Consider the following 13,238-nt stretch of genomic DNA (forward strand, 5'->3'; position numbering starts at 1 on the left):
TTCTTATATATGCGTTAATACAAAAGAATGGTTGCGGGTCTGGCTCCCGCATGTTTTTATAGATAAATAATAATAAAAGAAAATTTCAGTGACCGGATTGCCTCCTTATATGAGCCGTCTACATCAAAGTTTGGCGACAATTCCAAACCGCTATGCCTTTATCGATACCATAGAGCAATGTGCGGAAAAACATAAGCATGTCTCCCTGATGCTTATCGATGTGGTGCGTTTTTCCGACGTGACCACCAGTCTTGGTATCAATGTCGCAGACCAGTTTTTGTTGGAAATCGCGAACCGGATCATTCTGCTCTTTGATGAACCCCTGCGTTTCGGCCGCATCAGCGGTGATGTTTTCGGTATTGTTTTTCCTGACAAAATCAAACAGAAAGAACTCCGTGCTACGTTTGAGCATATCGTCGAACACTTCAAAACCCCTATGCATCACGGCAATCATGCTTTTATTGCTGATTTTAATGTCGGGGCGGTCAGTGGTAAGCAGGACAAGTTCGATATTACTGCGTTTGTTTCCCGTGCAGAGGCTGCCCTCAAGCAGGCGAAAGAAAATAAGTATGAAAACTTCCATGTTATGTCCATGGATGAAAAGGCGGAGACAGGACGCAGTCTTGCACTGAAAGCCGATCTCAAGCGGGCACTGCAACAAAATGAGCTGGAATTGTATTTCCAGCCTCAGGTCGATCTGAATACGCTGCAAATTACCGGTGCAGAATGTTTATTACGCTGGAATCATCCCCTGGATGGTGTGTTGTTTCCGGGCCCGCTGATTGAAGCCGCAGAATCCTACAACATGATGAATGAACTGGCTTACTGGACCTTCGAGCAGGCATTTCAGAACATGGTGAAACTGGATGCGCAGGGTCTGAACGTTTCATTGTCGGTAAACATTTCGCCGACACAGCTGTACGACAGTAAACTCATTCCCGCGTTGGTCCGTCTCAGAGATAAATACGCGCTGGATCTCAGTCGTTTTGAACTGGAATTGACAGAAGACGTTGCCCTGTCGAACTCATTGATGGTGAAAAAGCAACTGCATGAGCTGGGTGCGCTGGGTATTGGCATTGCGGTGGATGATTTCGGAAAAGGCTATTCCAACCTGGCGTTTATCCGGGAACTGAACATTGATGCTCTCAAAATTGATAAGTCTTTTGTGATGGAACTGGGGGATAACCCGGTGAACCGTGCCATTATTGAAGCGGCTAAAATTATCGGCAAAGCAAAAAATTGCCAGGTGATTGCAGAAGGGGTGGAAACAACGGAACAGCTGCATACCTTAAGAGAAGTAGGCATTCTGACAGGCCAGGGGTATCTGTTTTCCCGTGCTGTACCGCTTAATGAATTTATCAGTCTTGCCCACCAGGATATTATGATTGGTGACTCTCCTTTACGCAGGATGCTGGTATAAACCGGTCATGTTTGGCTTTTTAGCTGCACAATAGATAGAATCCTGCGGTATTAATTGCATAAACGACAGGATATCCATGCGTACCCGCTTGCTCGCCCACGGCGATTTTCTCAATCTCTCCCGTTTTTCTTCTGATATTGTTAAACCTCAGACTTTGAAACTTGAAAACGGTGTGCGTGTTCACATCGTTGCGCCCGGCATTGTCGCTTTTTACCCTCAAACACTTAATGCTGACAGTAAATACATTGTGCTTTCCTCCGGTGTTCACGGCAATGAAACCGCCCCCATTGAAATCTGTGATGACATGGTAAAACGCCTGTTCACCGGTTCTCTTGTTCCTGCCCATGCGGTGCTGTTCCAATTCGGGAACCTGGATGCTATGGCCATTGCGAAACGCTTCACCGAAGAAAATATGAACCGGCTGTTTTGTGGCGCGCATTCAGCCGGAGAAGGGCTTGTGAATGATGAGCGTATCAGAGCGAAGCAACTTGAAGATACCATGGCGGCATTCTACGCTGATGCCGGAGATAACGCTGAGAAACTGCACTATGATTTGCACACCGCTATCCGTGAATCTAAAAACGAAAAATTCGCAGTGTATCCGTTCCTCCATGGCAAACCCTATAGCCGTGAACAACTGTCGTTTATGAAGACCTGTGGTGTAAAAACGATTTTACTTTCAGAGTCTCCGACCACCACCTACAGCTATCACTCGTCACTGAATCACGGCGCCCATTCGTTTACCGTTGAGCTTGGAAAAGTGCAGCCCTTTGGTCAGAACGACATGGCGCGGTTTGAAGAGGCGAGAAATGCGCTTATCTCGCTGGTGTGTGAGCAGCAAATATCATTGAATGACGATTTATCTGATATGGTGATTTACCGGGTTAATCAGGTGATCAACAAGCAGGTAGACGATTTTGTACTGCATTTTGCAGACGATACACCCAATTTCATGGATTTTGCAAAAGGCGATAAACTGGCATCTGAAACCGGCGCAGAATATTTTGCTGAACAGGACGGTGAAGCAGTAGTGTTTCCCAACGCCAATGTGGCTGTCGGGCAGCGTGCTATTCTCACGGTCGTTCCGGCTTCACTGGAGTACATTAATGTTTAAACTCGACGAGCGCTTACAAAACGATACGGTGCTGGTAACCGATTTACCACTTTGCCGCGTGCTGCTGATGAATGACAGTCAGTTTCCCTGGCTTATCCTCGTTCCCCGTGTCGAAGGTCTGGCAGAGTTACACGAGCTTGATGACTGGCAAATGCAGCAGTATGTGCAGGAGTCCCGCTTATGTTGTAAGGTATTATCCTCATTGTATGCGCCTTATAAACTGAACATTGCTGCACTGGGTAATGTGGTCAGGCAACTGCATATTCATCACATTTGCCGTTATGAAGAGGATATCGCCTGGCCTGCGCCTGTGTGGGGAAGGCAGCCTGCTATACCTTATGGTGACAGTGAACTGGCAGCACGCATTGAAGCATTGAATAACGCTTTTTCAACGGAGGAAAAAAGATGATTTTAACAACAACACCCGGTATTGAAGGTAAAACCATTTCGCAATATCACGGTATCGTCATCGGCGAGGCGGTCATGGGCGCGAACATTTTTAAAGATTTGTTTGCTTCAATCCGCGATATCGTCGGCGGGCGGTCAGGTTCCTATGAAGACGAACTCACCAAAGCACGTAAAATGGCCTTCGCAGAGCTGGAGCAGGAAGCCCGTGCCATGGGCGCAAATGCGGTTGTGGGTATCGATATCGACTATGAAGTTATCGGTGAAAAAGGCAGTATGCTGATGGTCAGTATCAGTGGCACTGCTGTACGGGTTAACGGGTAATAATGAAAAGAAGACGATTATTTGTCTTCTTCGTCATCCCATTTTCGCGGTGTGAAGTCTTTCGGTACTCTGAACTTTGACGACGACTTAAGCAGTAAAATGTTGCCGATGATAAAGCCGGCGGCCAGTAAAATGATGAGAATTAACCATCCGGTACTCATCTTATCCCCTTATTCAGTACATAACGCTCAAACAGTGAATCAATGCGTTTGAGCACTGCTTCTTTGCCTTCCATGTCTGCCTGTTTCAGGGCGTCTGCCAGCGCATCTGCGCGGCGTTGTTGTTCAAATGTGCTGGCTGTTGACGTGTGAGTCAGATGCCATAATTCCACAGCCACGCCGCCTCTGTCTTCCAGAAAAGGGCGTGAAAAACCGAAGCGGTGCAAATTTTCATCCATCCAGCAGGCCAGTCCGAAGCAGGGACCGGATTCACGGTATTCACTGTCCACCAGTTCGAAGGGTTGTCCCCATTCATTCACTGCGTGTTTATCAAATACGTCAATATCTGATCCCCAGTGATGACGGCTGCCGCCGGGCAATGCTGACCAGGTCAGGATAGCATCAATTTTTTCATCATCGGACAGGGCGCTGTGATTGAGGGCCTTTCCCTGCGCATCATACAAGGTGGCTTCACCACGCCATTTTCTGTTCCAGATCGCCAGCTGACGGGTAAAGTCACGGTGACTGCTGACCAGCTGACAATCGAGCCCTTCCTCCTGTGCGGCCCGCTGCAAAGCAAGCCATGGTTCCTTTACCTCACGGTGTATGGAGAACTTATCATCAAGAGGAACCAGAAAAGGATTATCAATACCCAGCCATGCCGTCATACTCATGCCAGCAACCTGACCATGATGTCGTAATAAATATCAGTCAGCGTTTCCAGATCGGCCATCGATACGCATTCGTCGATTTTATGGATGGTGGCATTCACCGGACCCAGTTCAACGACCTGTGCGCCGGTTGGCGCTATAAAGCGGCCGTCAGAGGTACCGCCGGCAGTGGATAATTCCGTTTCTCTGCCGGTTACGTGACTGATGGCAGCCTGTGTAGCCTCAACCAGATCCCCGGAGTCTGTCAGGAACGGCTGACCGTTAAAGGTCCAGTCGATATGGTAATCCAGTTCGTGACCATCCAGGATGGTGGTGACCCGCTCAATTAATTCCCGGTCGGTGACTTCTGTTGAGAAGCGGAAGTTAAAGCACACTTCACAGGTGCCGGGAATGACATTGCCTGCACCGGTTCCTGCGTGAATATTGGAGATTTGAAAACTGGTGGGCGGGAAGAATTCATTGCCGTTGTCCCAGTGTGCCTGACTCAGGCTGGCCAGCGCAGGGGCGGCATCGTGCACCGGGTTTTTAGCCAGATGCGGATACGCCACGTGACCCTGAATACCTTTCACTGTCATATCACCGGTAAGAGAACCACGGCGGCCGTTTTTCACCACATCTCCCACCTGTGAAGTGGAGGAGGGTTCGCCCACGATGCACCAGGTAATTTTCTCGTTCCGGGCTTCCAGCGTGTCGATAACTCGGGTGGTGCCGTTAATAAATGGTCCTTCTTCGTCACTGGTAATGAGGTAGGCGATGCTGCCTTTGTGATTTGGATAGTCAGCAACGAATCTGCGGGTAGCGACCATCATCGCTGCCAGACTGCCTTTCATATCAGCTGCACCGCGGCCATGTAGATAGCCGTCTTTTTCAGTGGCGATAAACGGCGGGGTTTGCCAGGCTGATTCCGGCCCGCTTGGGACAACGTCGGTATGACCGGCAAAGCACAAAAGAGGAGCTTCAGTTCCCCGTCGGGACCATAAATTCGTCGTATCGTCGAAAACCATGGTTTCATGGTTGAAACATGACTCGTCCAGCCAGGCTTTCATGTAATCCTGACAACCGGCATCTTCAGGTGTGACTGAGCGGCGGTTGATCAGATTTTTGGCAACATCGATAACAGTACTCATCAGGCAAAAATCTCCTCATACTGAGCAGGTTTAAAAGCAAGATGGTAGCTGTTGTTGTGAATAAGCACCGGGCGTTTGATCATCGACGGATTTGCCAGTAACAGGCTCAGAGCCTTATCACGGGTTAAATCTGTTTTGTCTTCTTCCGGCAACTGACGAAAAGTAGTGCCCCGTTTATTCAGCAGGTTTTCCCAGCCCAGATGACTTTCTGTTTCTTTAAGCCAGGCTTCGTCCAGACCGTCTTTACGGTAATCGTGAAAAGTAAAAGGGATATTTTGCTGTTCAAGCCACTTTCTGGCTTTTTTGATGGTATCGCAGTTACTGATACCGTAAAGAGTAGTGCTCATAGTGTTCATCGTGATAATACGTTGCCGGTCAGTCTAATTAACTGTGCTGGCCGGCGCAACCGGCGCAGGAGCAAACGGTCATGACAAAGCGTATATTTGCCTCATTTTTGCCGGCTCGTCGTTGCGTTTTGCAAAGGTTTCTGGCAATTTCCCATGCTCTTTTTTTGCGGACATTATTTTATGAACACCGGCTTATTGTCTGTTTTTATTCCCACCTTTTTCTTTGTCTCTGTGACGCCGGGTATGTGTATGACGCTGGCGATGACACTGGGCATGAGTATCGGCGTTAAGCGGGCGCTGTGGATGATGCTGGGAGAACTGGCCGGCGTCGGTCTGGTGGCAACACTTTCTGCCGCCGGTGTGGCAGCACTGTTATTAAATTATCCGGATGTGTTCACCGTACTGAAATATGCCGGCGGGGTTTATCTGGCCTATACCGGCATACAAATGTGGATGTCACGGGGCAAAATGGCCATCAGCACTGACAGTGCGGCCCAGGCCACGGAAAAAGCGTTAATTATGCAGGGGTTTATCACGGCCATTGCTAACCCCAAAGGGTGGGCATTTTTTGTTGCGCTGTTACCACCGTTTCTTGATACCGGCTCACCGCTGGCAGCTCAGCTGGTCAGCCTGATTGCGATTATTCTCCTGCTCGAATTCACCTGCCTGCTAATTTATGCATCCGGTGGCCGCTCGTTGAGGTCGCTGTTGATGAAAAGCGGTAATGTCAGGTTGATGAACCGGATTGCCGGCACGCTGATGATCGGTGTCGGGATCTGGCTGGCAGCCGGCTAAACCTTTCTTTATTTACATCCGGCGGCACAACGCTGAAGCACCGGATGACCGGTGCTACAGCAGACGCCGTGCATTTGACTTCACTTTTTTGTGAAAAGGCTGAACCAGCTTCTCTGTCATTTTTGTTCCCGCTGCAGGTCCGTAGCGAAGCATTGCCTGTGCTGCGGTTTGCGGGATGAGTGCAGGGGTCATGGCATTACTGACAACTGCTGAAAAAATCTTCGTCTGAAAACGCAGGGATTCTGCCGTTACAGCCTGACAGGCACTGACCATGGCCTGTGTCTTTTCTGTCCACATCTCATTCATTTCACGCACTTCGGATTTTTTTGCCGGGTACGACGTGGTGGCCATTTGCATTAAGCGGGTGGCGATAACCTGAGGTGCCAGTGTCCACAGCTCAAATAATTGCATAGGTAATGGTTGTTTCACGGTATTCTCCTGAGTGCTGCTTCTGATACGGCACAATTGAGGGTTTGTTCAAACTGAAAAGGGTTTAATATAGCCGGTGTAATCCGCCATACTGAATTAACAGTACTAAGATGCAGAAAACTATGAACTTAACCGGGGGAGCAGGTATGCGGGTGATAGTCAGTATTATAGCCGTTTTATTATTAAGTGGCTGTGACAGAAATGAAGTTGGCGATGTGTCGCTGGGTGTTTTCACCACCAAAGATATAAAGCTGGACGCCTTTACCGATCCTGTGGTCACCGGTGTGACTTGCCATGTCTCCAGTATTGAAGCCAATCTGGATTTCTCCGACCCGTCAGACAGTTCCATTGCCTGCCGTCAGACCGGCCCGATTACCCGTGAGATGATAGATAAAATCGACAAGGGAAAAGACGGCGACGTGCTGTTTACCAAGTCTAAAAGCATACTGTTTAAGTCAATGAAAATCCGGCGCATTCTCGACGCGGAAAACCAGACATTGATGTATCTGGCATATTCTACGAAAGAGACTTCCGGCAGTTTCAAACATAGCTTATCTACTGTGCCGCTGTGGGGTACGCAGGCGCATGCAACTGCAGTAAACAGTAATGAAGGCGGGCGCTGATCTTCCGGAGCTTCACCTTTCCGGTCAGCTCTTCAGATGTAGGGTTAGTGCAGCGTCATGTTAAAAATTCGCCACCTTAGCAAGCAGTTCGGTGACGGCAATAAGCCTGTTATTGACGATCTCAATTTATCTCTGGACACCGGGCAGTCTGTCAGTATCCGCGGCGCATCCGGTTCCGGCAAGTCTACATTACTTTCGCTGATTGCCGGTTTTGATGAACCGGACAGTGGCTCTATTACTGTTCATAACGTTACTCTGCCTTTTAAGGGAGAAAAGCAGGCTGACCGCTTTCGCAGAGAACACCTTGGAGTGGTTTTTCAAAGTTTCAATCTGTTGGGTTGTTTATCTGTTGAAGATAACATTGCCTTTACCGCCAGGTTAAAAGGCAATGTGGATACTGATTATCAGCAGCACATTATGGAACGGCTCGGGATTAGCGCGCTGGCCGGTAAGTCTGCCGCCTTACTTTCAGGTGGAGAGCAGCAACGGGTCGCCATTGCCCGTGCTCTGGTTCATAAACCTTCCCTCATTCTGGCAGATGAACCTACCGGCAATCTGGATGAAGACAACAGTGAGAAAGTATCTTCTGCTTTATATGCATTGTGCCGTGAGCTGAATACTACGCTGGTTGTGGTAACACACAGTAATGAAGTAGCCGCTCTCGCGCAGCAGCAATGCTGGTTACGTCACGGAAAGCTGGAAGACTGAGAGATGCACGGTTTGTTTCCTGTGCTGCACGTTTTTCTGAGAATGGCACTGACCCGGCCATGGCAGCCGTTGCTTATTCTCATGGCATTACTTGTCGCCACCGGCGGGCTTTCTGCCGTCTGGTTAATTAATGAAGGCGCAAGGCAGGGGGAGCTGGCTTCCGGTAGTCGCGGTTTTTTTGCTGCCGGTACGGTGTCGCCGCGCTCTGACGTTGAGCCGTTAACCAAACAAGACTATGTCCGGTTAAGAAAGCAGGGGTTTACCGGTCTGATTGGTATCAGTCAGCGGGATATTACACTTTCCTGCGGTGATACCGGGAATGACAGAAAGCAAGGTAAAAACGCAAAAACTGTCACTCTGACCGGTATTGATGAAACGGCCCTGATGTCGCTACCTGACACGACTGTTCAGTCCCGCACATTCAACAGTGCTTCCGGTGGTTCTGCATTATTTGACTCCGGCAAGCGGGGAAATTCATCAGGCATTGTCAGCTATGCTGCACCGGGGTTTATTACAGGCTTAACCTGTGACAATCAGGAACTGTACGGCGATGGTACGGCTGTCCGGCAGCCTGTCTCTGTGCAGGGGCTGCCGGAGGATATACTGGTAACTGGTCTGCAAAACTTTTACCGGAAAGAGATTACGCCTGACAACACTCCTCTGTCTGCACTGATTGTTGCAGGCGACCCGGATGATCAACAAATCGCACAGCTAAAGTCTGCATTACCTGCTCATCTTACTTTTATACCGCCGCCGGTTCAGGCAGAAACCGGTACGTTGTCAGCCAGCTTCAGATTAAATTTGCAGGCCATGGGTATGCTCATGGCGGTAGTGGCTTTGTTCATCATTTTAAATGCACTCATGCTGATGTACCGCGCCAGGCTGGCAACGATTATACGGCTGAGGCAACTGGGTACAGCAAAGCAGACAATACTCACGGCACTGTTTGCAGAACTTATTCTGTATTGTTTTATCGCCGCGCCGGCGGGCGTGTTTTGCGGGCTCGGGCTTACCAGAGGTTTGACTCCGGTGTTGCAGTCTGTGTTTGCCGGCCTGTTCGACGGGGTATTTATTTCGCCTTCACCTTTTATCGTTCAGATGGTGCTGCTGGCCTGGCTTATCAACGTGATTGCGCTGGCGATCTTTTTTGCTATTCCGGTCAAACAGCTATCCGGTGCACTGTCTCTGCGCCGTTTCTGTGAGAGTCAGAAAGTACTATCTGTTGCCGGACGCCTGTTTACTACAGTAATAGTCACTGGCATTGCGGCAGGTTTTGTTTTTAATGCAGACAGTACCCTGACCGCGCTGGTGAGCACCGGCGCAGTGTTATTAAGTGGCTGTGTGCTGGTTATCCTGTGGTTGCCGGCACTCACAGCAATGGTTTGCAGGCTGGTGCCGTCTTCAATGCCGGTATTGTCTTATGTGGCAGCGGGCACGCACAGACTTTCTGCAAAGAGTAAACTGGCTGTTTGTGCATTTTTTATCGCCCTCACCGCGAATACCGGCATGAATGTGATGACAGACAGTTTCAGGCAGGCCACTGAAGACTGGCTGATGCAGCGGTTGTCCGCACCGGCATACTTTTATTCAGACGCTCCGTCACCTCCGGAACTGATTAACGATGAGGTTCAAACCCGTTCAGTCTATGAAGGGCGGGGCTTTATTCGTATTAATGTACCTTCAACTGAAAGACGCCTGGCGGTCTCAGTGAAGAGTTTTCCGGTTGACGACATTGCCCGTAAAAGCCTTGCATTGTATTCATCCGCTGAGCAGGCGTGGTCACAGTTTAGATCCCGGGAAGGGATTTTTGTTAATCAGCAACTGGCATTCCGGCTAAATATCAAGCCCGGCGACACTGTGGTATTAAGTGACATTCAAACTGATGATAGCACCGTGGTCAGCCTCTCTGACAAAACATCCGGTGACGCTTTCTTGATTGCAGGGATTTATCCGGATTATGGCAATCCTGAAGCGCAGCTTTTATTGCCCCTTCCGGCATTTTCACCGCCGTCTGGGTACGCCGGATTGTCGGCGATTTATTATGATAATCATGCACTCTCCGGACAGAAACCGGATTTGAGCGTACTGGCCAGTGCCGGAACACTGTATTTTACCGGCGAACTGATCACCCGTTCTATGGCCACCTTCGACCGTACTTTTGTCGTTACCGATGCGCTGAACGTGGCAACCCTGCTGGTGGCAGGTCTCGCCTTTGCCATTTCTGTCAGTGTGCTCACTCTTGATCTCCGTCCTGAACTGAATGTGCTGAGGGCCATGGGGGTTGGTCAGTGGCGGTTAAGACTGGTACTGATATTCCAATATATGTTGCTGTGCTTGCTGGCCGGGTTAATGGCACTGCCGGCTGGTATTGTACTGGCTCATGTATTTATTTTTCAGGTAAACCGTTACGCTTTCTACTGGGTTTATCCGCTGAATGTGTCGGTGGACGTTTTGCTGTCCGGTCTTATGCTTAGCATGGCTGTAGTGTTTATTATTCTGTTATTGCCTCTGGGAAAAATGAACGCAAAAGTGGATCTCAGGCAGGAGGAAGGGCTGTGAGAAAGCAGGCTGCACGTGTGCTGATAATCAGTTTTGCGTTGTTTCTGGTCACCCTGCCAGCGTTTCAGCTGATAACCCGTTCCGGTGATTCAGGTGCTGAGGAGGACGGTAACACAGCGAAAGCCGGTGGCATTTTCAGTGGTCTGAATATGCCTGAAAGCCGGAAACTTCCTCAAAGTGCAACAGTCAGCGCTGACAGGCCTGTCGTTCTGCCTGATGATCATGGCAGTCACCCGGCATTTCGCCTCGAATGGTGGTATCTCACGTTTGTACTGGAAGACACACAACCTGAAGCAGGCTCCGGACCGGATGAATACGGGCTGCAATTCACACTCTTCAGATTCATTAATGACGGATATGAGCCAAATAACTGGGCGGATAACCAATGGTGGATGGGGCATGCGTCTTTGCACAGTGCTGTCAGTCATGAGTTTGAAGAACGATTCTCTGCCGGTGGCACCGGTATGGCCGGTGTCACAACAGCACCGTTCAGTGCCTTTATTGACAACTGGCGCTGGCAGGCACAAGGCAATGCACTTACCCCGTCTGAGCTTAAGTTCACCATAAACCGGCATACGGATATTACCCTCAGCCTGACCGCAAATGGTCCGTCCGTGCTTCACGGACAGCAGGGCTACAGCACCAAATCAGCCAGTGAGCAATACCGGTCTTATTACTACAGTCAGCCATTTATTCAGGCAAACGGGGTGATAAACAGTCACGGTGAAAAGACGGAAGTGACAGGGGCTGGCTGGTTCGATCATGAATGGAGCAGCCAGCTGGCCAGTGACGATGCCTTAGGCTGGGACTGGTTTTCACTGCATCTGGATAATGGCGCTAAAGTAATGGCGTTCAGAATGTACGTTAATAAACTGCCTCCTTATGTCACCGGCACCTATATTTTTGCTGACGGACGCTCTGAAACCTTGTCGCAGGATGATTTGTCTCTGGTTCCGGACGGAGCCGAATCCTTTCATGGCCGCACGGCTCAGGTTCGGTGGAACATGAAGATCCCGTCAAAAAATCTTGATGTGACAATCAGTCCGTTCAAGCCCGGTCAGTGGAACGAAGGACGCTTTTCCTACTATGAAGGCAGGGTGAATGTAGAAGGTACACATTCAGGGCAGGGATTTATGGAATTAACGGGGCAAAACCCGTAAATTAGATTATTCGTTAATCATAATTGAAATACGATGTCTGTAAAACGAACTGAGTCTCAAGGTGTCCTGCGTAAACTCTACTGGCACATTTTCGATTACATCGCCGCCGTCAGGCTGAAAAAAAACGACCTCGATCCCAGAGTTATCCACGCGCATCTTATTACCGTGTTGTGCACCGGTGTTCTCATGTGGGCTTATGTCGCAGTGTCATTCATTTTTATGAGCAGCACGGCCCCTAAGGTTATCAGCCTTGTCGCATCCATCGTTCATTTGATCAGCCCGTTATTTTACCGGTTCTCTAACCGCGTCTTTTTAATTTCTAACATCATGTTGCTGGCAGGCATGAGCCATCAACTGGTTTCAGCGTTTTATTCAGGGGGATTCAACAGCCATATTTTGATCTGGTTCGGAATTTTGCCAAGTCTGGCAGGGATCATCTCCGGTATGCGGGGCTTGGTGCTTTGGGCAACACTCACCACCAGCGTATGCCTGGTGCTGCTTCTTATGGACATTAATGGTTTTAATTTCCCGGGCAGTGGTGACGGTATCATGTCGCCGGTTTTCCAGTCGCTGATGGTGTTCGGCTGGATATTTATCAACACCACCATGATGTATGCCCATCTGATCATGCAGCAACGATACGAGCGGAAATTGTCTGCCCAGAACGCCAACATCAGTATGTTACTAAAGGTACTGACTCACGACATGAGCACGCCGGTAGCCAGTATCAATGCAGCCAGCTGGGCTCTGAAAACCCGCCAGGGGGATCCGGAACATTATATTGATAATATTGATGTTGCCTGCCAGTCACTGACCGATATGACAAAGCGTGTTCAGCAAATGTATTTGCTGGCCAATGAATCCCTTGAAATTAAAAAGCAGCCCTGCAGCCTGGCTGATTGTGTCGGCCTGTTATCATCGTTGTTTGAGATGAAACTGCAGCATAAATCCCTCACGTTTACCTATGACGAAGAGAAGTTGTCGAAAATCCGGATTAACGTGGATCCCGGTTTGTTTACCCATCAGGTTATGGCGAATTTGCTGTCCAACGCAGTGAAGTTTTCCTATCACAACGGCACCATCAGGCTGGATGCAGAAGAGAAGGGCGATACCGTTGCCATTACTCTGGAAGACGAAGGAACCGGCATTGAGGGAGAAAAACTTGCCCGCTTGTTCACCGTGGAAAAGAACGTGTCTTCTATGGGAACAGAGTCTGAGCTGGGCATTGGCTACGGACTGAATATTGTGAAAACCTTTGTCACCAGTTTCGGTGGAAAGATCACCGCCGAATCGCCGCCATCGGGACGGACAGTACAAACACCTTTTAAAGGTACCCGCTTCACAATAACTCTGCCGGCGGGCTGAAAAGACCACACCGGCAGTGATTGATTAATGTTT

At 49.4% G+C, this 13,238-nt stretch carries 15 protein-coding genes; 10 read left to right on the forward strand and 5 right to left on the reverse strand.

Going from position 1 to position 13,238, the window contains the following annotated elements:
- Positions 1-109 precede the first annotated feature (109 nt).
- From ACXAGR_RS15705 to ACXAGR_RS15720, 4 genes are all read left to right on the forward strand, one after another.
- A complete protein-coding gene (locus tag ACXAGR_RS15705; protein ID WP_474851206.1) occupies positions 110-1,420 on the forward strand; it encodes a putative bifunctional diguanylate cyclase/phosphodiesterase in 1,311 nt (436 codons plus the stop codon).
- Positions 1,421-1,496: 76 nt separating this feature from the next.
- Positions 1,497-2,534 carry a succinylglutamate desuccinylase gene (gene astE, locus ACXAGR_RS15710; RefSeq protein ID WP_474851207.1) on the forward strand — a complete coding sequence of 346 codons (1,038 nt, stop codon included), beginning with the start codon at positions 1,497-1,499 and terminating at the stop codon, positions 2,532-2,534.
- Positions 2,527-2,943 (forward strand): HIT domain-containing protein, encoded by a 417-nt coding sequence (locus tag ACXAGR_RS15715; RefSeq protein WP_474851208.1) that lies wholly within the window; start codon positions 2,527-2,529, stop codon positions 2,941-2,943. Before astE ends, ACXAGR_RS15715 begins: the two co-directional genes overlap by 8 nt.
- Positions 2,940-3,263, forward strand: a complete 324-nt coding sequence (locus tag ACXAGR_RS15720) for a heavy metal-binding domain-containing protein (RefSeq protein WP_119501728.1) — start codon at positions 2,940-2,942, stop codon at positions 3,261-3,263. Before ACXAGR_RS15715 ends, ACXAGR_RS15720 begins: the two co-directional genes overlap by 4 nt.
- Before the next feature lie 17 nt (positions 3,264-3,280).
- On the opposite strand, the gene ACXAGR_RS15725 is transcribed toward ACXAGR_RS15720, so the two are convergent.
- From ACXAGR_RS15725 to ACXAGR_RS15740, 4 genes are read right to left on the reverse strand one after another with little or no spacing between them, the layout of a single operon-like run.
- Entirely contained in the window at positions 3,281-3,424 is a 144-nt protein-coding gene (locus ACXAGR_RS15725; protein ID WP_119501727.1) for a DUF2897 family protein, read from the reverse strand.
- Complete coding sequence (locus tag ACXAGR_RS15730; RefSeq protein ID WP_474844477.1) at positions 3,421-4,095, reverse strand: M15 family metallopeptidase; 675 nt, start codon at positions 4,093-4,095, stop codon at positions 3,421-3,423. Before ACXAGR_RS15730 ends, ACXAGR_RS15725 begins: the two co-directional genes overlap by 4 nt.
- Positions 4,092-5,219 carry a succinyl-diaminopimelate desuccinylase gene (gene dapE, locus ACXAGR_RS15735; RefSeq protein WP_474851209.1) on the reverse strand — a complete coding sequence of 376 codons (1,128 nt, stop codon included), beginning with the start codon at positions 5,217-5,219 and terminating at the stop codon, positions 4,092-4,094. Before dapE ends, ACXAGR_RS15730 begins: the two co-directional genes overlap by 4 nt.
- Positions 5,219-5,566: an ArsC family reductase gene (locus ACXAGR_RS15740; protein ID WP_119501724.1), complete on the reverse strand. Its 348-nt coding sequence runs from the start codon at positions 5,564-5,566 to the stop codon at positions 5,219-5,221. Before ACXAGR_RS15740 ends, dapE begins: the two co-directional genes overlap by 1 nt.
- 180 nt (positions 5,567-5,746) lie before the next feature.
- Between ACXAGR_RS15740 and ACXAGR_RS15745 the strand changes: the two genes are divergently transcribed.
- Positions 5,747-6,361, forward strand: a complete 615-nt coding sequence (locus ACXAGR_RS15745; RefSeq protein WP_119501723.1) for a LysE family translocator — start codon at positions 5,747-5,749, stop codon at positions 6,359-6,361.
- Between the two features lie 54 nt (positions 6,362-6,415).
- On the opposite strand, the gene ACXAGR_RS15750 is transcribed toward ACXAGR_RS15745, so the two are convergent.
- On the reverse strand, positions 6,416-6,790 hold the full coding sequence (locus tag ACXAGR_RS15750) for a hypothetical protein (RefSeq protein WP_474851210.1): 375 nt from the start codon (positions 6,788-6,790) through the stop codon (positions 6,416-6,418).
- Between the two features lie 146 nt (positions 6,791-6,936).
- On the opposite strand from ACXAGR_RS15750, the gene ACXAGR_RS15755 reads away from it, so the two are divergent.
- From ACXAGR_RS15755 to ACXAGR_RS15775, 5 genes are read left to right on the forward strand one after another with little or no spacing between them, the layout of a single operon-like run.
- A complete protein-coding gene (locus ACXAGR_RS15755) occupies positions 6,937-7,413 on the forward strand; it encodes a CreA family protein (RefSeq protein WP_474851640.1) in 477 nt (158 codons plus the stop codon).
- Positions 7,414-7,470: 57 nt separating this feature from the next.
- On the forward strand, positions 7,471-8,121 hold the full coding sequence (locus tag ACXAGR_RS15760) for an ABC transporter ATP-binding protein (RefSeq protein WP_474851211.1): 651 nt from the start codon (positions 7,471-7,473) through the stop codon (positions 8,119-8,121).
- 3 nt (positions 8,122-8,124) lie between these two features.
- Complete coding sequence (locus tag ACXAGR_RS15765) at positions 8,125-10,680, forward strand: FtsX-like permease family protein (RefSeq protein WP_474851212.1); 2,556 nt, start codon at positions 8,125-8,127, stop codon at positions 10,678-10,680.
- Complete coding sequence (locus ACXAGR_RS15770) at positions 10,677-11,840, forward strand: lipocalin-like domain-containing protein (RefSeq protein WP_474851213.1); 1,164 nt, start codon at positions 10,677-10,679, stop codon at positions 11,838-11,840. Before ACXAGR_RS15765 ends, ACXAGR_RS15770 begins: the two co-directional genes overlap by 4 nt.
- Before the next feature lie 33 nt (positions 11,841-11,873).
- Positions 11,874-13,205 carry a sensor histidine kinase gene (locus ACXAGR_RS15775; protein ID WP_474851214.1) on the forward strand — a complete coding sequence of 444 codons (1,332 nt, stop codon included), beginning with the start codon at positions 11,874-11,876 and terminating at the stop codon, positions 13,203-13,205.
- Positions 13,206-13,238 lie beyond the last annotated feature (33 nt).

Source organism: Alteromonas sp. ABH4_457, assembly GCF_056160625.1.

Coding starts and splice junctions, on each gene's coding strand:
- ACXAGR_RS15705 (WP_474851206.1), top strand. CDS start 110: ATGAGCCGTCTACATCAAAGTTTGGCGACAATTCCAAACCGCTATGCC.
- astE (WP_474851207.1), top strand. CDS start 1,497: ATGCGTACCCGCTTGCTCGCCCACGGCGATTTTCTCAATCTCTCCCGT.
- ACXAGR_RS15715 (WP_474851208.1), top strand. CDS start 2,527: ATGTTTAAACTCGACGAGCGCTTACAAAACGATACGGTGCTGGTAACC.
- ACXAGR_RS15720 (WP_119501728.1), top strand. CDS start 2,940: ATGATTTTAACAACAACACCCGGTATTGAAGGTAAAACCATTTCGCAA.
- ACXAGR_RS15725 (WP_119501727.1), bottom strand. CDS start 3,424: ATGAGTACCGGATGGTTAATTCTCATCATTTTACTGGCCGCCGGCTTT.
- ACXAGR_RS15730 (WP_474844477.1), bottom strand. CDS start 4,095: ATGAGTATGACGGCATGGCTGGGTATTGATAATCCTTTTCTGGTTCCT.
- dapE (WP_474851209.1), bottom strand. CDS start 5,219: ATGAGTACTGTTATCGATGTTGCCAAAAATCTGATCAACCGCCGCTCA.
- ACXAGR_RS15740 (WP_119501724.1), bottom strand. CDS start 5,566: ATGAGCACTACTCTTTACGGTATCAGTAACTGCGATACCATCAAAAAA.
- ACXAGR_RS15745 (WP_119501723.1), top strand. CDS start 5,747: ATGAACACCGGCTTATTGTCTGTTTTTATTCCCACCTTTTTCTTTGTC.
- ACXAGR_RS15755 (WP_474851640.1), top strand. CDS start 6,937: ATGCGGGTGATAGTCAGTATTATAGCCGTTTTATTATTAAGTGGCTGT.
- ACXAGR_RS15760 (WP_474851211.1), top strand. CDS start 7,471: ATGTTAAAAATTCGCCACCTTAGCAAGCAGTTCGGTGACGGCAATAAG.
- ACXAGR_RS15765 (WP_474851212.1), top strand. CDS start 8,125: ATGCACGGTTTGTTTCCTGTGCTGCACGTTTTTCTGAGAATGGCACTG.
- ACXAGR_RS15775 (WP_474851214.1), top strand. CDS start 11,874: ATGTCTGTAAAACGAACTGAGTCTCAAGGTGTCCTGCGTAAACTCTAC.